This window comes from Streptomyces sp. SLBN-8D4 (assembly GCF_049739545.1).
Taxonomy (GTDB): Bacteria; Actinomycetota; Actinomycetes; order Streptomycetales; family Streptomycetaceae; genus Streptomyces; species Streptomyces canus_C.
The window spans coordinates 3,157,391-3,176,632 of the sequence record NZ_JBMGQC010000001.1 but is presented as its reverse complement, the minus strand read 5'-3'; the positions used below and the strand labels follow the sequence as shown (position 1 = coordinate 3,176,632).

Genomic DNA, 19,242 nt, shown 5'->3' with positions numbered 1-19,242 from the left:
GGGGCCGGGTCCGCCCGAGCGGGGTTGTGGAGGCCCGCGCGGCCCGTGCCGGCTCTGGGGACTGGCCGCCGGTCAGGCGGCTCGGTGACCGGGTCGCGCCCCCCGTGAACCCCGTCGGCAACTGGCAGTCGGCCCCCGCTCCCTGGGCCCGTGCCCCGGCCGGCGTCGTGGAATGTGCCCGTCTTCAGGGCCGGGTCCGTGCCGGGCTCCGGGGTGGCGTAGCTCAGGGTGGGGTGTTGAGCTGGGGCGCCCGGCCGGGTCGGGGGTCTAGAGCAGGGTGCTTCGAGCCGGGGCGTGAGGCCGTGGTCGCCGGGTCACCCCTTGACCGCGCCGCCCAGTGCGAACCCGCCTCCCAACCGTCGCGCGACCAGTACGTACAGCAGGATCACCGGGGTCGAGTAGACGATCGAGAACGCGGCGAGCTGGCCGTAGGCCACCATTCCGCGGTTGCCGAAGAACTCGTTGATGCTGACGGACGCCGGCATCTGGTCCGGGGTGAGCAGCAGCATGAACGGGACGAAGAAGTTGCCCCACATCATGACGAAGGAGAAGACGGTCACGACCGCGACTCCCGGGCCCATGAGCGGCAGCACGATCCGGAGCAGGGACTGGAGGGAACCCGCGCCGTCCGTCCAGGCCGCCTCCTCCAGTTCCTTCGGCACGCCGTCCATGAAGTTCTTCATCAGCCAGATGGCGAACGGCAGTTGGGAGGCGGCGAAGAACAGGATCGTGCCCTGGAGGGTGTCGATCAGGTCGACCTGCACGAACAGCGCGTACACCGGGACCATGATCGCCGTGATGGGCAGACTGGTCGCGAAGAGGATCGACAGCAGGAACGGCCGGTTGAGGCGGGAGCGGAAGCGGGACAGGGGATAGGCCGGGCCGCGCAGACCACCGTCAGCAAGGTCGCCCCACCGCACAGGATCAGGCTGTTGAGCAACGGCGTGAAGGTGATCTCCGAGGTCAGGATCGCGTCGAAGTTCCCGAGCGTCACACCGTCGGGGATCTTCACCCGCAGGTCGGCATGCGGGTCCAGCGCCGACAGGACCACCCAGGCGAGCGGCAGCACAAACGCGGCGGCGACCACCAACAGCCCCGCGTCGGCTGCCAGTCGGCGGTTGCGGCGGCGGTCGGCGAGAGGTGTCACGGCCACCCTCACACCTCCGTCCGCAGCAGTCGCATGTAGACCACGGAGAAGACGGACCCCACCAGGAGCAGCAGCAGGGCCACCGCGGTGCCGTAGCCGATCATGCTGTTCTGGAAGGCCTGTTCGTACATGAACAGGGGCAGGGTCTGGCTCTTGTCGCCCGGACCGCCCCTGGTCATCACCCAGATCAGCCCGAACACCGACAGCGTCTGGAGGGTGTTCAGCATCAGGTTCGTACCGATGGAACGCCGGATCATGGGCAGGGTGATGTGCCACATCCGGCGCCAGCCACCCGCGCCGTCGACCTCGGCGGCCTCCGTGATCTCCTTCGGGATCTCGTTCAGCGCCGCCGAGTAGACCAGCATCGAGAAGGCCGTACCCCGCCACACGTTCGCGAAGGACACCGCCAGGATCGGCAGCGTGAACAGCCAGTTCTGGGACGGGAGATGGAGCAGGTCGAGCAGGGCGTTCAGGGTGCCCTCCTTGCGGAAGAAGGCGTAGAGGAGAAAGCCCGCGACCACCTCGGGGAGGACCCACGCGGTGATGACGATGCCGCCCGTGAGCGTGCGCACGGGCTTCGAGGCGCGCTGCATCAGCGAAGCGAGCGCCAGCCCCAGCGTGTTCTGCCCGAGCAGCGAGGACACGACCGTGAACACCAGCGTCAGCCATACCGCGTTGAGGAACTCCTCGTCGCGGAAGGCCGTACGGAAGTTCTCGAAGCCGACGAACGACGACTCGGCCTGGCCGGTCAACTGCAGGTCGGTGAAGGCGATCCAGGCGCAGTAGGCGATCGGCCCGGCCAGGAAGAGGAGCAGCAGGACGAGCGCGGGGGTGACGGGGAGGGCACGGGTGAGGGAGCGCGGGTTCACTTTTCGATCACTTGGTTGTCCGTGGCCTCCTTGAGCGAGTCGTCGTACTTCTTGGCCGCGTCCTCGGCGGAGGCGTCCCCGGTCGTCACGCCCTCCATCGCCTCCTGGATCGCGGTGGAGACCCTCGGATACGCCGGGTACGCGGGCCGGTAGTGGGTGCTCGCGACCAGGTCGGTGAAGAACTTGATGCCGGGCTGCGCCTTGGCGTACGCCGGGTCCGCGGCCACGTCCTCGCGTACGGAGATACCGGAGTTGGCGACGTACCACTTCTGCGCGTTGGCCTTGGTCTGCATGGTCTTCACGAACTCGAAGGCCAGATCTGGGTTGCCCGCCTTGGCCGGGACCGACCAGGTCCAGCCGCCGGACATGCTCACCTTGCCGGGGGCCTGCCCGTGCTGGGTCGGCATGTACGCGAGCCCCAACTCGCGGGACCACTCGGGCCATTCGTGACTGCTGCCGGGCAGCCAGTCCTGCGGGAGCCAGGAGCCGTCCAGGTCGATGCCGAGCTTGCCCTTGGGGAGCAGGTCGCCGCGGACGATGGTCTGGATGTTGGGGTCGAGCGCGGTGGAGACGTCCGGGCCGAGCTTCTCCCGGTAGACCGTCTCGACGAAGGAGAGGGCGTCCTTGAAGCCCTTGCTGCCGGTGATCCACTTCTTGGCGGAGTCGTCGTACAGCCGGTCCTCGGTCCCGTAGAGCAGCATCTCGAAGCCCTGCATGGTGGCGGCCTCGCCCGCGGGTTTGCCGGTGTAGACGTTGAGGGGCGTGACGTCCGGGACCCTGCGCTTGATGGTGCGGGCCGCGTCGAGGACCTCGTCCCAGGTCTTCGGCTGCCAGTCCGTGGGCAGCCCGGCCTTGGCGAAGATCCCCTTGTCGAACCAGAGCCCGCGGGTGTCCGTCCCGTCCGGGACGCCGTACGTCTTCCCGTCCTCGGCCTTGGCGGCGGCCTTCGCGGTGTCGATGAACCGGTTCCAGTCCGGCCACTTGGCGAGATAGGCGTCGAGCGGCTTCAAGTACCCGCTGGTGATGTCGGAGTTGATGAGGAAGGTGTCCTCGTAGACCAGGTCGGGCGCGGTCTTCGCGGAGCGGAGCATCTGCTGGAGCTTGGTGTAGTACTCCGAGTCCGGGGCCTTGATCGGGACGAGCTCGACCTTCTTGCCCGGGTTCGCCTTCTCGAACTGCTTCTTGATGTCCGCGAGATAGTCGTCCATCACGTGGATCGAGTTGTCCGTGGACTGCTTGAACGAGATCCTCACGGTGTCCGGATCACTGCCGGAACCGCCGCCGCAGGCGGTGAGGGCGGATGCGGCGAGGGCGGTGGCGAGAAAGGCGGTCCTAGCGGCGGTGGGGCGCACGGGCATGACCTCCTGCGGGCTCACGTCGTTGTGGCGCGGGGTGGTTGCCCGGTGACGGTAGGAGGAGTGGTCTAGTCAGGTCAATGAGCGTGCACGGCTTGGCCGTTGCGGGCCCTTGGACCTACTGCTGCCCCTTGACCCACCGGTACTGCAACTCCGGCCTGCCCACCGTCCCGTACTGCGGACTGCGGGCCGCCCGGCCCGCGTCGACCAGATGCTCCAGGTAGCGGCGGGCCGTGATCCGGGAGATGCCGACCACCTCGGCCAGACCGGTCGCCGTGAGCCCCTCGGCGCAGTCCCGCAGGGCCACCGTCACCCGCTCCAGCGTCGGCGAGCTGAGCCCTTTGGGGAGGGCGGCCGGGCCCGGCGCGCGGAGCGTGGCCAGCGCGCGATCCACCTCGTCCTGACCGCTCGCCTCACCGGCCGAGGCGTGGAACTCCGCGTACCGGATCAGCCGGTCGCGCAGGGTGGCGAAGGTGAACGGCTTCAGTACGTACTGCACGACCCCCAGCGAGACGCCTTCCCGTACGACCGTCAGGTCCCGGGCCGACGTCACCGCTATCACGTCCGCCTGATGCCCGGCCGCGCGCAGTGAACGGGCCAGCTGGAGGCCGTGCCCGTCCGGCAGATGCAGATCGAGCAGGAGCAGGTCGACGGCCGTACGGTCCAGCAGACGCCGGGCCTCGGCACCGGTGTGGGCCTTGCCGACGGCCGTGAAGCCGGGGACCCGGTTGACGTACAGGACATGCGCGTCGGCGGCGACCGGATCGTCCTCGACGACCAGCACACGGATGGGCTGCGGGGTGGTCATACATCGCCTCCGGGGACCTTGGCACCGTCGGGGACCGGGGGCCCGAGGGAGGTCGGGGGGCCGTCCGGGGGCGTGGCGTTCTTGGGGGTCGTGGAGTCTTTCCGGTTCTGGGGGAGGCTTGGGACGGTGGTGCCCTCGGTGGCCGCGGAGCTGCCCGGGCCGGCGGGGCCTTCCGGGGCGGTGGCGTTTGCCATGGTCGTCGAGACTGCCGGGGGGCTCGCAGCGCCTTCCGGGACCGGGGCGCTTTCGGTGGCCGTGGGGCCTCCCGCGCCCCCGGGGCCGCCTGGGCCCCCGGAACCCGTGATGCCTTCGGAGCCCTCGGGCTGGCTTCCGTGAGGCAGCCGCACCTCCGGGCCCCCGGCGGGGACCTGTGCCTCCTGGTCCCCGAGGGGCAGTCGTACCTCGAACTCGGCGCCGCCGCCCTCCGCCTCCGCCACGGTCAGGGTTCCCTTGCAGCGGTTGACCGTCTGGCGTACGAGTGCGAGGCCCAGCCCGCGTCCGCCCGGTCCCGCCGGCTTCGTCGAGAAGCCGCGCTGGAAGACCGCCTCGGCGTGGGCCGGGTCGACGCCCGCGCCGGTGTCGGCGACCCGCAGGACCAGCCCGCGGCCGGCCGTGTCCGCTGTGCCCGCTGCGTAAGCCGTCACCGTCACCCGCGCCCGCACGCTGCCCTGCGCCGCGTCCACCGCGTTGTCGATGAGGTTGCCGAGGATCGTGACCAGGTCCCGGGCGGGAAGGCTCTCCGGCAGCAACCCGTCGTCCAGCCGGCTGTCCTCCGACACGACCAGCTCCACACCCCGCTCGTTCGCCTGTGCGGTCTTGCCAAGGAGCAGGGCGGCCAGCACCGGCTCGCCGACCGCCGCCACGACCTGGTCGGTCAGCGCCTGCGCCAGCTCCAGTTCGGCGGTCGCGAAGTCCACCGCCTGTTCCGCGCGGCCCAGCTCGATCAGGGAGACGACCGTGTGCAGCCGGTTCGCCGCCTCGTGGGCCTGGGAGCGCAGCGCCTGGGTGAAGCCCCGCTCGGAGTCCAACTCGCCCATCAGGGACTGGAGTTCGGTCACATCGCGAAGGGTGGCCACGGTGCCGCGCTGCTCTCCGCCGGAGACCGGGGAGGTGTTGACGACCAGGACCCGCGTGGACGTCAGATGGACCTCGTCCACCCGTGGCTCGGAGGAGAGCAGCGCACCCGTCAGCGGTGCCGGCAGCCCTAGGTCCGCCACCGACCGCCCGATCACCTGGTCCTGCGAGGACACCCCCAGCAACTCCCGTCCGCCGTCGTTGATCAGCGCGACACGGTACTGCCCGTCCAGCATCAGCAGCCCCTCGCGTACCGCGTGCAGGGCGGCCTGGTGGTAGTCGTGCATCCTGCTGAGCTCGGCCGCGTTCATGCCGTGGGTGTGGCGGCGCAGGCGGGCGTTGACGACGTAGGTGCCGATGGCGCCGAGCGCGAGAGCGCCGCCCGCGACCGCGAGCAGGGCGGTGAGCTGGCCCTGCACCCGCTCGCTGATCTTCGCGACCTGGATGCCGGCGCTGACCAGGCCGATGACCTTCCCGTCGTCGTCCTTGACCGGGGTGACGGCCCGCACCGAGGCGCCCAGCGTGCCGGTGTAGGTCTCCGTGAAGGTATCGCCCTTGAGGGCCCGCTCGGTGTTGCCGAGGAAGTGCCTGCCGATCTGGTCCGGGTCGGGGTGGGTCCAGCGGATGCCCTGCGGACTCATGATCGTGACGAAGTCGACCCCGGTGTCGGCCATCACCCTGAGCGCGTACGGCTGAAGTTCGACCGTCGGCTTCGGCGTACCGATCGCCTCCCGCACGGACGGCGAGTCCGCGACCGCCCGCGCCACGGCCCGGGCCTGACTGCGCGCCGCGTCCTCGGCCTGGCCCCGGTCACTGACGTACGTGAACAGCGCGTACCCCGCCACGACCACGGCGATCAGCACCGCCTGCATGGCGAAGAGCTGGGCCGCGAGGCTCCGGGGTCTCGGTACGGGGATGCGCATGGTGTCAGTCTGCCTCCCTGGCTGATTGTGAACTAAATGAACGGAAGGGTGACCGCCCTCACAGGGCGGGAGATAGTCACGGCATTCCTTCAAAAGCCCGGACGTGAGCCGCACGCCGGTCATCCGACGAAGACGTCAAGGAGGGCAGCCGTGGCCGCCAGCACCCCCGATACGGCACCCGCAGTCAAAAAGGACCGCACTCACTACCTGTACATCGCGGTGATCGTCGCGGTTGCCCTGGGTATCACCGTCGGCCTGGTCGCACCCGACTTCGCGGTCGAGCTGAAGCCGATCGGCACCGGGTTCGTGAACCTGATCAAGATGATGATCTCGCCGATCATCTTCTGCACGATCGTCCTCGGTATCGGATCGGTACGGAAGGCCGCCAAGGTCGGCGCCGTCGGCGGTATCGCGCTGCTCTACTTCACGATCATGTCGCTGGTCGCGCTGGGCATCGGCCTGGTTGTCGGCAACATCCTGGACCCGGGCACCGGCCTCGCCGTGACCGACGCGGTCAAGGACGTCGGCCATGCGCAGGTCGACGCGGAGGCCAAGGACACCACCACGTTCCTGCTCGGCATCATCCCGACCACGTTCGTCTCCGCCTTCACCGAGGGCGAGGTCCTCCAGACCCTGCTGATCGCCCTGCTCACCGGGTTCGCGCTGCAGGCCATGGGTCCGGCCGGAGCACCGGTCCTGCGCGGTGTCGAGCACATCCAGCGGCTCGTCTTCCGCATCCTCGCCATGGTGATGTGGGCCGCCCCGGTCGGTGCCTTCGGCGCGATGGCCGCCGTCGTCGGTTCCGCGGGCGTGGACGCGCTCAAGGACCTCGCGCTGCTGATGGTCGGCTTCTACATCACCTGCTTCCTGTTCGTCATCATCGTGCTCGGCACCCTGTTGCGGATCATCGCGGGCCTGAACATCCTCACGCTCTTCAAGTACCTGGGCCGTGAGTTCCTGCTGATCCTGTCGACCTCGTCCTCCGAGTCCGCGCTGCCGAGGCTGATCGCGAAGATGGAGCACCTGGGCGTCAGCAAGCCGGTCGTCGGCATCACGGTCCCGACCGGCTACTCCTTCAACCTCGACGGCACCATGATCTACATGACCATGGCCTCGCTGTTCATCGCCGACGCCATGGGCACGCCGATGTCGATCGGTGAGCAGATCCCGCTGCTGCTCTTCCTGTTCGTCGCCTCGAAGGGCGCCGCCGGTGTCACCGGCGCCGGTCTCGCGACCCTGGCCGGCGGTCTCCAGTCGCACAAGCCCGCCCTGGTGGACGGCATCGGCCTGATCGTCGGCATCGACCGCTTCATGAGCGAGGCGCGCGCCCTGACCAACTTCGCGGGCAACGCCGTCGCCACCGTCCTGATCGGCACCTGGACCAAGGAGATCGACCGCGAGCGCGTCGACCAGGTGCTCGCCGGTCACCTGCCCTTCGATGAGAAGACCCTCCTCGACCACGACGACGAGACGCCGGCGGCGGACATCCCGGAGCAGGGCGGCGAGAAGGAGCTGGCCAAGGCCTGAGCGGCCGGACGCCGATGGCCGTACGGCCACACAGAGCCGAGCCGGGCCCGGCCTGAACCCGGGCCCGGCTCCCGCCCCGGGCGGCCGAGTACTCCCCCCGTGGCTCGGCCGCCCGGGCCCATTTTCCCGAACGGTTCAGTCGCTCAGTTTCGCCACCAGCGCGGTGGCCAGAGAGGCGGGTACGCCCGCCGCGGTCAGAACGGTGACCGCGGTGGAGCGGCCCGCCTCCTCCGCGTCCAGCAGCCCGTCGTTCACCGCCTCCATCACCGCGAACATCATCTGCTCGTGGACGTACGCCAGAGCGGGCGCGGGCAGCGGTGAGACGAAGACGCCCTCGTCCAGACCGCGCTGGAGCAGTTCGGTGCAGGCGTCCCGCACGGGGGCGAGCCGTTCGCGGATGCCCTGCACCGTGACGCTGCGCTGGGCGAGCGCGACCAGGATGCGATAGCGGTCGGCGACCTTCCAGACCGCGAGCACGGAGCCCGCGACGGCCTGCGCCAGGTCCTCGCTCCCCGCGCGTCCCGCCGCGTGCGCGGCCGCCACCGCCTCCACGGCGCCGTCGACGAGCGTGCCGATCAGCGCCTCACGGCTCGGGAAGTGGCCGTACACGGTCCGCCGTACGACACCGGCGGCGCGCGCGATCTGGTCCATGGACGCGTCGGGGTCGCGCAGCAGTTCGGCGAGTGCGATGTCGAGGATGCGGCGTCGGTTGGCGTCGGCGCGACTGGAGTGGCCCGTGGTCATGGCCGCCATTGTGCCCCTCCCGGCCTGGCTTGCACAGCGTTGTGCAACAGGCGTACATTGCACGGCGTTGAGCAAATGCACATCACTGTGCAATATCGCTGAGGAAGGCCACCCCTGCCATGCGACTCGTCATGACCGAACCGGTCGAGAAGATGGAGCGTCCCTACGCCCGCCGCTGGTGGGCACTCCTCGTCCTCTGCCTCAGCCTGCTGATCATCGTGATGGCGAACACCGCCCTCACGGTCGCGGCCCCCGACATGACCGAGGACCTCGGCCTGTCCAGCGCCGACCTGCAGTGGGTCATCGACGGCTACACCGTTCCGTACGCCGCCCTGATGCTGCTGTTCGGTGCGATCGGCGACAAGTACAGCCGCCGCGGCGCGCTCCTGCTGGGCCTCGGGGTCTTCGGTGGCGGCTCGGTCCTCGGCTTCTTCGCCGACAGTGCCACGACCGTCATCGCGGCCCGCGCGGTGATGGGCACCGGCGCCGCGATGATCATGCCGGCCACGCTGTCCCTGCTCGCCGCGACCTTCCCGCGCGGTGAGCGCGCCAAGGCGATCACCGTGTGGACCGCCACCTCGGGTGTGGCGATCGCCGCCGGGCCGCTCGTCGCGGGCGCGCTCCTGGAGCACCACGCCTGGACGTCGACGTTCCTGATCAACGTCCCGATCGCGGCCGTGGCGCTGGGCGCGGCCCTCGTCCTCGTCCCGCCGTCCAAGGCCGCGAAGCACGGCCGTATCGACTACGTCGGCGGTCTGCTGTCGGTCGTGTGGATCGGCGCGCTGGTCTACATGATCATCGAAGGCCCGCACTTCGGCTGGCACGCCAAGGCGATCGCCGCCGCGGTGGTCGCGGGCTCCGGCCTCGCGCTCTTCGTCGCCTGGGAGCTGCGCCACCCGCGCCCCGTCGTCGACGTCCGCCGCTTCACCGACCGCGGCTTCGCGGGCGCCAACCTCGCCGTCGCCCTGTTCTTCCTGGCCGTCTTCGGCGCCTTCTACTACCTCACCCAGCACCTCCAGTTCGTCCTCGGCTACAGCGCCCTGGAGACCGGCCTGCGCATGCTGCCGCTGGCCGGCGCGGTCTTCGCCGGCTCCGCCCTGACCGGGTTCCTCACCCCGCGGGTCGGCATGAAGTGGACGGTCACCGCGGGCATGGTCGGCGGCACGGCGGCCCTCGCCCTGCTCACCCGGATCGACGCGAGTGCGTCGTACGGCGATTTCGTCGCGCCCCTGATGGTGCTGGGCCTGGCGATCGGCCTCGCCCTCTCGCCCGCCACGGACGCGATCATGGGAGCCTTCCCCGAGTCCGAGCTGGGCGTCGGCGGCGCGGTGAACGACACCTCGATCGAACTCGGCGGCTCGCTCGGCATCGCGATCCTCGGCTCGCTGCTGGCCACCTCCTACTCGGGCCACCTCTCCGACGCCACCGCCGGCAGCAGGCTCCCGGCCTCGGCGCTGGAGACCGCGCAGGACTCCGTGGGTGCCGGATACACGGTCGCGCAGGGCCTCGGCGCGAAGGCCCAGCAGGTCGCGGCGCAAGCCGCGGACGCCACCGACCCCCAGCAGGCCGCCCAGCTGAAGGCGCAGGCCGGACAGCTCGCCTCCGGTGCCCGGCAGATGGCGGACGCGGTCGGCTCGTCCTTCTCCGACGCGGTGGCGCACACCAGCCTGGTCGGAGCGATCGTGCTGGGCGTCGGCACGGTACTGGTCGCGGTGCTGCTGCCCGGCCGCAAGTCCGCCGAGCCCGCTGCCGAGGCCGAGGAGGCGAAGGAGCTGGTCGGCACCCGCTGACTCACCGAACTCTTACCCGGCCCCACTAGCGTGCCGTCCCCGGACGGCACGCTTTGTCATCGGAGGCACACGGGGGATGAAGATCGACTGGGACCGGCGGACCTGCGCGCGTCGCGGCCATGTGACGTACGCGCCGGACGAGCCCCGCCTCAGGGACCGGCTGTACGCCGAGACCGCCCTGGGCGGGGCGTGGCGCTGCCTGCGCTGCGGCGACTTCGCCCTCGGTGAGCCGCACGGCTCGGGACCCGCGGACCACGCGCCCCTCGTGCCGCGCGGCAAGGTGCTCAGGGACCTGTTCATCCTTCGCTTCCTCGCGATCGAGCGGGCGGTACGCGGGGTGTTCATCGTGCTGGCCGCGGTGGCGGTGTGGAAGTTCAGCAACAGCCAGGACGCGGTGCGCCGGCTCTTCGACGAGTATCTGGACGTCTTCCGGCCGGTGTTCCGGCACTTCCACTACGACCTCGACCACTCGCCGATCGTCGACACCGTCCAGAAGACCTTCGGGTACAAGCACAACACCCTTGTCCTGGTGGCCGTGCTGCTGCTGGCGTACGCCCTGATCGAACTCGTCGAGGCGGTCGGCCTCTGGTACGCCAAGCGCTGGGCGGAGTACCTGACGGTGGTCGCGACCGCCGCGTTCCTCCCGCTGGAGATCTACGAACTCACCGAGCGCATCAGCTGGTTGAAGATCGCCACGTTGTTCCTCAACATCCTCGCCGTCCTCTACATCCTCCTGGCCAAGCGCCTGTTCGGCCTGCGCGGCGGCCACCGGGCCTTCGAGGAGGAACGGCAGAGCGCGTCGCTGCTGGAGGTCGAGGAGGCCGGCGGGCTGCGTGAGGTCAGCGCATTCGGTCAGGGGTCTCGACAGCCGTGAGTCGTTCCGGGCGCTGAGGCCCGCGCTCTGAGCCAGAAGGGCCCGGAACCGGGCTTCCGGCGTTGGCCTCGGGCTCTGCCGACCGCTCGGCGTCGGGTCAGGGCCGTGTCGGCTCTCGGTCTGCGCCTCCGCGCGGCCGCCGTCCGCCAGGACCTCGCCGGCGCCCACGAACACACGCCAGGCCCACGGATCGGTGATCTCCCGCAGCAGGGTCAGCGCCTCACGCAGCTGCTTCATACGACGGCTGCCGAGATGCTCCTCCCACTCCTTCTCCACCTCGGCGACCACCCCGTCGGCGACCTCCTTCGCCGCCCACGCCTTCGCCGCGCCCCGCACCAGCCGGGCCCGCTTGTCGGTCGGGTCCGGGACGCGGGTGACATAGCCACGGCTTCCCGGTGACGGGGGAGCGGGCGGGGGCGCTCGGGTCGGGCATCCACCGAGTGCCTCGCACCACTCCGCCGTGAAGAGGGAAATTCGGGGTTCGGCCGAGGAAGCGGACTCCGCCCGGTGCTTTTCCTCGCCGTAAGGGCGACGAGGAATGCGGGGCCCTATAGGGCCGCAGGGCCGCTCTCCGCCTGCGCGGGGTGCGGCAGGCCGACGACGACGTCGAACGGGCGCGAGCCCAACGCGCTCTTGCCTTGACGTCGACGTCAAGGACTACGTTCAGGGGCATGCGAATCGGCGAGCTGGCCGCACGGGCCGGAACCACGACGCGGACGCTGCGCTACTACGAGGCGCGGGGGCTGCTGCCCGCGCGGCGCGGGCACAACGGATACCGGACCTACGACGAGGACGACCTGAAGCTGCTCCGGCAGATCCGGACGCTCCAGGATTTCGGGTTCGACCTGGAGGAGACGCGGCCGTTCGTGGAGTGTCTGCGGGCCGGCCATCCCGAGGGCGACTCGTGTCCTGCCTCGCTCGCGGTCTACCGGCGCAAGCTCGGTGAACTGGACGCGCTGATCGGTGAGTTGCAGGCCGTGCGCGCCCAGGTCGGGCAGCAGCTGGAGCGGGCCGAGCGGGCGCGTGCCGAGCTGGCCGCCGACGCGGAGGTTCCGGGCGGTCCGGAGCCGGTGTGCGAACTGGGAGGAGACCACAGGTGATCAGAGCAGCCGGCGTGGCCGAGGTGACGGACGCGGACTTCGATACGGAGGTGCTCGGCGCACCGCTGCCGGTGCTGGTGGAGTTCACCGCCGACTGGTGTCCGCCGTGCCGGCAGATGGGGCCGGTGCTCACGGCTCTCGCCGCGGAGGAGGGGGAGCGGCTCAAGGTCGTCCAGCTGGACGTCGACACCAATCCGCTGACCACGAACGCCTACAAGGTGCTGTCGATGCCCACCTTCATGGTGTTCCGGGACGGGGAGCCCGTGCGGTCGATGGTGGGGGCGAGGCCCAAGCGGCGGCTGCTGGAGGAGCTGACCGACGTCCTGTGAGCCCGCGCAATACACAGAAATCCCCCGAGCGATTGCGCTCGGGGGATTTCTTTGCGTATATTCAATGATTCGCGACTTCAAAATTATCGGGTCGCAAAGAAGTTCAGTGAGCACAGTATATCCGGGCGGGAGTGGAATTGTCAAACACCGGTTTTCCGGACGATGAATTGCGGCAGGAACAGGAATTCATCGACGGCCTGTACGCACATGTGGACGCCCTGCGCGGCGACACCGAGGCGTCCGTCACGGACGCGCTCGGCCAGGGCAACACCCCGATGCAGGCCCGGCTGGAGCGGGACATCCTGGTCGCCGAGCGCTCGGGGCTGCTGGCCGCGCTGAACGCGGTCGACGGTTCCCTCTGCTTCGGCCGGATCGACTTCACCTCGGGCACCACTCATCACATCGGCCGGATCGGACTGCGCCGCGAGGACGCCGACCGCACGCCGATCCTCATCGACTGGCGGGCCGACGTCGCCCGCCCCTTCTACCTGGCCACGGGGCACACTCCGATGGGCCTGCGCCGCCGCCGGCACATCGGCACCGAGGGCCGCCGGGTGACCGACCTGCACGACGAGATCCTCGACCTGGGCGACCAGGAACGGACCGGCCACGAGGACCCGACAGGCGACGCCGTCCTGCTCGCCGCGCTCAACACCGCGCGCACCGGACGCATGAGCGACATCGTGCAGACCATCCAGGCCGAGCAGGACGAGATCATCCGCGCCCCGCACCGCGGAGTGCTGGTGGTGGAGGGCGGCCCTGGCACCGGCAAGACGGCCGTCGCCCTGCACCGGGCCGCGTATCTCCTCTACGAACACCGGGAGTTGCTGGCCAAGCGGGCCGTGCTGATCGTCGGCCCCAACCCGGCCTTCCTCGGCTACATCGGCGAGGTGCTGCCCTCGCTGGGCGAGACCGGTGTGCTCCTCGCGACGGTCGGGGAGCTCTTCCCCGGGGTGAAGGCGACGGCGACCGACAGCCGTGCCGCGGCCGCGGTGAAGGGGCGCGCCGCCATGGCGGACGTCCTCGCCGACGTCGTACGCGACTGGCAGGCGCTGCCCGACCCGGTGATCGCGATCGAGCACGACCGCGAGATCCTCATGCTCGACGACGGCCTGGTCAAGGTCGCCCGCGAGAAGACCCGCGCCGCCCGGCTGCCGCACAACGTCGCCCGTGAGCACTTCGAGGGCCACATCCTCAACACGCTCACCGACATGGTCGCCGAACGTATCGGCACGGACCCCTTCGACGGGACGAATCTGCTGGACCCGAGCGACATCACGCAGATCCGCGACGAACTCGCCGAGAACCCCGAGGTCTGGGCCGCCATCGACCAGCTGTGGCCACGTCTGACCCCGCAGCGACTGGTCGCGGACTTCCTCGCCGATCCGGTCGGCCACCTCCCCGACGAGGACGCGGCCGCCATCCGCCGCCCGGTGACCCGGGGGTGGACGGTGGCGGACGTACCCCTGCTCGACGAGGCGGCCGAACTCCTCGGTGTGGACGAGCGGGTGGCGCGGGCCAGGGCCGAGCGCGAGCGCGAGAACCAGGTCGCGTACGCGCAGGGGGTGCTCGACGTGTCGTACGCCTCGCGCACCTACGAGTTCGACGACAAGGACGAGGAGGACTCCGAGGTCCTCTCCGCGCACGACATCATCGACGCCGAGCGGTTCGCCGAGCGGCAGGAGGAGGACGACCACCGCAGCGCCGCCGAGCGCGCGGCGGCCGACCGCACCTGGGCGTTCGGGCACATCATCGTCGACGAGGCGCAGGAACTGTCGCCGATGGCCTGGCGGTTGCTCATGCGGCGCAGCCCGACCCGCTCGATGACCCTGGTCGGCGACCCGGCGCAGACCGCGGAGGCGGCGGGCGTGGGTTCGTGGCAGAAGATCCTTCAGCCGTACGTCCAGGACCGCTGGGAGCACGCGCGGCTGGGCGTCAACTACCGCACCCCGGCCGAGATCATGGAGCTCGCGGCGGCCGTGGTGCGCGCCTCGGACCCCGGCTTCGAGCCGCCGAGCTCGGTGCGGTCGACAGGGGTACGGCCATGGGTGCGGGCCACCGACGACCTGCCCGGCGCGGTCGCGGAGGCGGTGAAGGAACTGACCCCCGCAGAGGGCCGGCTCGCGGTCATCGCCCCCCGCCATCTGCACCGCAGGCTCGCGGCCCGCCTCGACGGGGTGACGGCGGGTGCGGAACCGGACCTGACGCACACCGTCGTACTCCTCGACCCCCGGCAGTCGAAGGGGCTCGAATTCGACTCCGTGCTCGTGGTCGAGCCGGGGCTCTACGGCACGAGCGACCTGTATGTGGCGCTGACCCGGGCGACCCAGCGGCTGGGCGTGCTGCACACGGGCCGGCTGCCGAAGGCGCTGGTCACCACCTGAGTGTCATGGGTCACCCAGGTCCCTGCGAGGACGCCCCGGGGTCCCGGAGCGGACCCCCGCGGGTCCGCTCCGGTGTTCCGGTTCAGGCCGGGCGCAGCCACACCGTGGCCAGGGGCGGCAGCGTCACCTGGAGACTGGCCGGGCGGCCGTGCCAGCTCTGCGGGTCCGGCTTCACGATCTCCGGGTTGGTCACGTCGCTGCCGCCGTACCCTGAGGCGTCCGTGTTCAGGGACTCCACCCAGGCCGGGACGTCGTCCGGGGCGCCCAGGCGGTAGCCGGGGCGAACCACCGGGGCGAGGTTGGACACCGCCAGCAGGGGGATGCCTTCCGCGTCGTACCTCAGGAAGGCGAAGACGTTGTCCTCCGACGCGTCGCCCACGATCCACTGGAAGCCCGAGGGGTCCGTGTCGTGCTGCCACAGGGCCGGGGTGTGGCGGTACACGACGTTCAGGTCGCGGACCAGGTCGCGGACGCCCCGGTGGTCCGCCTCGGCGCCGTACGCCGGGTCGAGCAGCCACCAGTCGGGGCCGTGGGCCTCCGACCACTCGGCGCCCTGGGCGAACTCCTGGCCCATGAAAAGGAGTTGCTTGCCCGGGTGGGCCCACATGAAGGCCAGGTAGGCGCGGAGATTGGCGCGTTGCTGCCACCAGTCGCCCGGCATCTTCGAGACCAGTGAGCCTTTGCCGTGCACCACCTCGTCGTGGGAGATCGGCAGGACGTAGTTCTCGCTGTACGCGTACACCATCGAGAACGTCATCTCGTGGTGGTGGTACTTGCGGTGCACCGGCTCGTGGGCCATGTAGTCCAGTGAGTCGTGCATCCAGCCCATGTTCCACTTCAGGCCGAAGCCGAGGCCGCCGAAGCCGCCCGGGCCCATGTGGTGTGTCGCGCGCGTCACACCGTCCCAGGCCGTGGACTCCTCCGCGATCGTCACCACGCCCGGCACCCGCCGGTACACCGTCGCGTTCATCTCCTGGAGGAAGTCCACCGCGTCCAGGTTCTCCCGGCCGCCGTGCACGTTGGGGATCCACTGGCCCGGCTCGCGCGAGTAGTCGAGGTAGAGCATCGAGGCGACCGCGTCGACCCGCAGGCCGTCGATGTGGAACTCCTCGCACCAGTACACGGCGTTGGCCACCAGGAAGTTGCGCACCTCCCGGCGTCCGTAGTCGAACTCCAGCGTGCCCCAGTCGGGGTGGGCCGCGCGGAGCGGATCCTCGTGCTCGTACAGGGTGCGGCCGTCGAACTCGGCGAGCGCCCAGTCGTCGCGCGGGAAGTGGGCCGGCACCCAGTCCATCAGGACGCCGATCCCGGCCTGGTGGAGCGCGTCGACGAGGTACTTGAAGTCGTCGGGGGTGCCCAGCCGGGCCGTGGGCGCGTAGAAGCCGGTGACCTGGTAACCCCAGGAGCCGCCGAAGGGGTGCTCGGCGACCGGCATCAGCTCGACGTGGGTGAAGCCCAGGTCCTTCACGTAGGCGGGCAGTTGCTCGGCGAGCTGACGGTACGTCAGACCCGGTCGCCAGGAAGGGAGATGGATCTCGTAGACCGAGAAGGGGGCCTCGTGGGCGGGGGCGCCGGCCGCCCGGTTCGCCAGCCACTCCTGGTCCTGCCACTCGTGGTGCGAGGCGTGGATGATCGAGGAGGTGTTGGGCGGGACCTCGGTGCGGCGGGCCAGCGGGTCCGCGCGCAGGGTCTTGGAGCCGTCGGGGCGGGTGATCTCGAACTTGTACAGCTCGCCCTCCCCGACACCGGGCACGAACAGCTCCCAGACGCCGGTGGAGCCGAGCGAGCGCATCGCGAACGCCGAGGGGTCCCAGAAGTTGAAGGTGCCTGCCACCCGCACACCGCGCGCGTTCGGAGCCCACACCGTGAAGCGGGTCCCCGACACACCCTGGTGGGTCATGGGCTGCGCGCCCAGCGCCGTCCACAGCTGCTCGTGCCGGCCCTCGCCGATCAGATGCAGGTCGAGGTCGCCGAGCGCGGGCAGGAAGGCGTACGCGTCCTCGGTGTCCTGGACCGTCCCCTCGTACGCGACGAGCAGGCGGTAGGTGGGGATCTCCCGCAGCGGGAGCAGGCCGGAGAAGAAGCCGTCGCCGTCGTCCTGCAGTTCGGCCCGCACGTCCCCGGCGACGACCGTGACGCCCAGGGCGTACGGACGGAACACCCGGAAGGCCACCCCGCCGGGCACCGGGTGGGCTCCCAGCACGCCGTGCGGATTGTGGTGGGTGCCGGCGCGCAGCCGGTCCCGGTCGGCGGCGTCCATGGCGGGGGAGACGGGTGCCTCCGGCGGCGGGGCGGGGGCGGGGGCCGCCGGAGGCACCGCGGGGTTCACACCGCTCGGCTTCGGCGCCGCGGTCTTCTTGGTGGTCACCTTCTTGGCGGCGCCCTTCTTCGCCGCGGCCTTCTTCGCGGCGGCCTTCTTCACGACAGGTTTGTCGACGGCCGCCTCCCTGACCAATGCCTTCTTGGCCACGGCCTTCTCGGCACCCACCTTCTCAGCGCCGGCCTTCTTGGCCACGGCCTTTCCGGCGCCGCCCCTCTTGGCGACGGCTTTCACGGCACCGGTCGCTTCGGCGCCGACCTTCTCGGCACCGGCTTTCACGGCACGCGCCGTTTCCGCCGCCGCGCCGACAGCCGTCTTGGCGGCGGCCGCCTTCTTCGCGGGTGCCTTCTTCGCGGGCGCCTTCTTGGCCACCGGCTCCGCCTTCTGCGCCGACGCCTTCTTGGTCACTGCCTTCTCCGCGGCCTTCTTCTTCGCAGTCTTCTTCGGGTCCGAACCGCTGGGGGTGGGGCGGGGGGTCACTGGCGGAGCCTCCTTGGCGAAGGTCAGGTCGGGTCAGATCAGGTCGGACGACGCGTACCGCGCGACCGCGGCCATCGGCACCTGCAGCCAGTCCGGGCGGTGCCGGGCCTCGTAGACGACCTCGTAGATCGCCTTGTCGGTCTCGTACGCACGCAGCAGCACCGGATCGGTCCGCGGGTCCACGCCGCTGACCTCGGCGTATCCGGAACAGTACGCGGCCCGGCACGCCTCGGCCCAGCCCGGTACCGGCAGGTCGGTCGAGTGTGCCGCGTAGTCGAAGGAGCGCAGCATCCCGGCGACGTCCCGGGCCGTGGGCTGCGGCAGCCGGCGTTCGGAGAGCGGCTTGGACGGCTCGCCCTCGAAGTCGATCAGCGACCAGTGCCCGGCGGCCGAGCGCAGACACTGGCCGAGGTGGAGGTCGCCGTGGATGCGCTGCGCGGTCCAGGTGCGGCCCTCGGAGGCGAGATCGCCCAGCGCGGTGAAGGCGGAGCGCAGGCCCGGCGCGTGCGGCCGCAGCGCGGGGACCGCCTGCACGGCCGCCTCCAGCCGCTCGATCATGCCGTCGACCAGCAACTGGAGCTGCTGGTGGCCCAGTGTCACGGTCGGCAGCGTCCGGGCGAGCGCGGTGTGCACCTCGGCGGTGGCCCGCCCGAGCGCGTGCGCCTCGGCGCTGAAGTCCTCGCCCTTGGCGAGCTCCCGCAGGGCCAGCTCCCAGCCGTCCGAAGCACCCTGCACGAAGGGCTGGAGCACTCCGAGGGTGTACGGCTCTCCCGCCAGCTCCGCCCGCAGCCACCCCGTCGGCGCGGGCACCCGGGGGCAGCTCTCGCGGGCCAGCGCCAGCGGCAGCTCCAGGTCGGGGTTGACGCCGGGCACGATCCGGCGCAGGAGTTTCAGGATGAACGTATCTCCGTAGACGATCGACGAGTTGGACTGCTCGGCGGTCATCACCCGGGCCACCAGACCCTCCCGGATCTCCTGGTCAGGGTCCCGTTCGAAACGCAGCCCGCCGATCCGGCTCCCGGAGCGGATCGCCTCCAGGAGCAGTTCGGCGGGCAGCGGGTCGTGGAGGGCGTCGTACGCGGTACGCCCGGCGAGCGGGCCCTCCTCGACATGGCCGATCAGCGCGGGCGCCAGCCGGGGCGGCAGCGCCTCGCGCACTCCTATGAGGAGCTGGTAGCAGTCCCCGGGGTGCGGCGGGGCGCCCACGGTGAGTGGCTGGTGGGCGCGGACCAGCAGGTGGTACAGACCGAGCTTGGCGGTGGGCGGCAGCAGCTCGGTGGCCTCCACCAGCGAGAACCCGGTGACCGGGCGCCCCTTGCCAGCGAACCAGCGCTGCCGCGGCAGCCACTCGCGCAGGAGTGGGTCCAGTGAGGCGAGGAGGCCTGGACTTGTCGTGGCGGTACGGGTGACGGCTTCCGACATGGCGTGGCGTCCTTTCCCCGGGCTGGCTGGTCGGGGTGTTACTGATGCGTGCCCCGGGCGGGGCGGTGGAAACCGCCCCGCCCGGGTCCTCGTCGG

The 19,242-nt window shown here is 70.7% G+C and carries 13 protein-coding genes and 2 pseudogenes; 6 read left to right on the top strand and 9 right to left on the bottom strand.

Features of this window, described 5'->3' with window-relative positions:
• Positions 1 to 314 precede the first annotated feature (314 nt).
• From RKD20_RS13845 to RKD20_RS13825, 5 genes and pseudogenes are all read right to left on the bottom strand, one after another.
• Positions 315 to 1,153: pseudogene (locus RKD20_RS13845) on the bottom strand (carbohydrate ABC transporter permease).
• Positions 1,154 to 1,155: 2 nt separating this feature from the next.
• Positions 1,156 to 2,016, bottom strand: a complete 861-nt coding sequence (locus tag RKD20_RS13840) for a carbohydrate ABC transporter permease (RefSeq protein ID WP_424878000.1) — start codon at positions 2,014 to 2,016, stop codon at positions 1,156 to 1,158.
• Positions 2,013 to 3,374 (bottom strand): extracellular solute-binding protein, encoded by a 1,362-nt coding sequence (locus RKD20_RS13835; RefSeq protein ID WP_424877999.1) that lies wholly within the window; start codon positions 3,372 to 3,374, stop codon positions 2,013 to 2,015. Before RKD20_RS13835 ends, RKD20_RS13840 begins: the two co-directional genes overlap by 4 nt.
• 115 nt (positions 3,375 to 3,489) lie before the next feature.
• A complete protein-coding gene (locus RKD20_RS13830; protein WP_391175954.1) occupies positions 3,490 to 4,179 on the bottom strand; it encodes a response regulator in 690 nt (229 codons plus the stop codon).
• A complete protein-coding gene (locus RKD20_RS13825; protein ID WP_424877998.1) occupies positions 4,176 to 6,176 on the bottom strand; it encodes an ATP-binding protein in 2,001 nt (666 codons plus the stop codon). The genes RKD20_RS13830 and RKD20_RS13825 overlap by 4 nt, the downstream gene beginning before the upstream one ends.
• Positions 6,177 to 6,326: 150 nt before the next feature.
• On the opposite strand from RKD20_RS13825, the gene RKD20_RS13820 reads away from it, so the two are divergent.
• Positions 6,327 to 7,703 carry a cation:dicarboxylate symporter family transporter gene (locus RKD20_RS13820; protein WP_424877997.1) on the top strand — a complete coding sequence of 459 codons (1,377 nt, stop codon included), beginning with the start codon at positions 6,327 to 6,329 and terminating at the stop codon, positions 7,701 to 7,703.
• 135 nt (positions 7,704 to 7,838) lie between these two features.
• Here RKD20_RS13820 and RKD20_RS13815 read toward each other — a convergent pair whose 3' ends face one another.
• A complete protein-coding gene (locus RKD20_RS13815; RefSeq protein WP_402270893.1) occupies positions 7,839 to 8,447 on the bottom strand; it encodes a TetR/AcrR family transcriptional regulator in 609 nt (202 codons plus the stop codon).
• Positions 8,448 to 8,566: 119 nt separating this feature from the next.
• Between RKD20_RS13815 and RKD20_RS13810 the strand changes: the two genes are divergently transcribed.
• Both RKD20_RS13810 and RKD20_RS13805 read left to right on the top strand, forming a co-directional pair.
• On the top strand, positions 8,567 to 10,237 hold the full coding sequence (locus RKD20_RS13810; protein ID WP_424877996.1) for an MFS transporter: 1,671 nt from the start codon (positions 8,567 to 8,569) through the stop codon (positions 10,235 to 10,237).
• A gap of 76 nt (positions 10,238 to 10,313) precedes the next feature.
• Positions 10,314 to 11,111, top strand: coding sequence for a DUF2127 domain-containing protein (locus RKD20_RS13805; RefSeq protein ID WP_424877995.1), 798 nt, complete (start codon positions 10,314 to 10,316; stop codon positions 11,109 to 11,111).
• Between the two features lie 180 nt (positions 11,112 to 11,291).
• Here the strand turns inward: RKD20_RS13805 and RKD20_RS13800 are convergent.
• Positions 11,292 to 11,495 (bottom strand): annotated as a pseudogene (locus RKD20_RS13800) (MarR family transcriptional regulator); the annotation flags it as partial.
• A 287-nt stretch (positions 11,496 to 11,782) separates the two neighbouring features.
• Here RKD20_RS13800 and RKD20_RS13795 point away from each other — a divergent pair.
• From RKD20_RS13795 to RKD20_RS13785, 3 genes are all read left to right on the top strand, one after another.
• Entirely contained in the window at positions 11,783 to 12,211 is a 429-nt protein-coding gene (locus tag RKD20_RS13795) for a MerR family transcriptional regulator (protein ID WP_028808503.1), read from the top strand.
• Positions 12,208 to 12,540 carry a thioredoxin family protein gene (locus RKD20_RS13790; RefSeq protein ID WP_310591944.1) on the top strand — a complete coding sequence of 111 codons (333 nt, stop codon included), beginning with the start codon at positions 12,208 to 12,210 and terminating at the stop codon, positions 12,538 to 12,540. Before RKD20_RS13795 ends, RKD20_RS13790 begins: the two co-directional genes overlap by 4 nt.
• A 167-nt stretch (positions 12,541 to 12,707) precedes the next feature.
• On the top strand, positions 12,708 to 14,924 hold the full coding sequence (locus tag RKD20_RS13785) for a HelD family protein (RefSeq protein ID WP_424877994.1): 2,217 nt from the start codon (positions 12,708 to 12,710) through the stop codon (positions 14,922 to 14,924).
• A gap of 82 nt (positions 14,925 to 15,006) precedes the next feature.
• Here RKD20_RS13785 and glgB read toward each other — a convergent pair whose 3' ends face one another.
• Complete coding sequence (gene glgB, locus RKD20_RS13780) at positions 15,007 to 17,724, bottom strand: 1,4-alpha-glucan branching enzyme (RefSeq protein ID WP_424877993.1); 2,718 nt, start codon at positions 17,722 to 17,724, stop codon at positions 15,007 to 15,009.
• Between the two features lie 33 nt (positions 17,725 to 17,757).
• On the bottom strand, positions 17,758 to 19,146 hold the full coding sequence (locus RKD20_RS13775; protein WP_424877992.1) for a maltokinase N-terminal cap-like domain-containing protein: 1,389 nt from the start codon (positions 19,144 to 19,146) through the stop codon (positions 17,758 to 17,760).
• Positions 19,147 to 19,242: the final 96 nt, after the last annotated feature.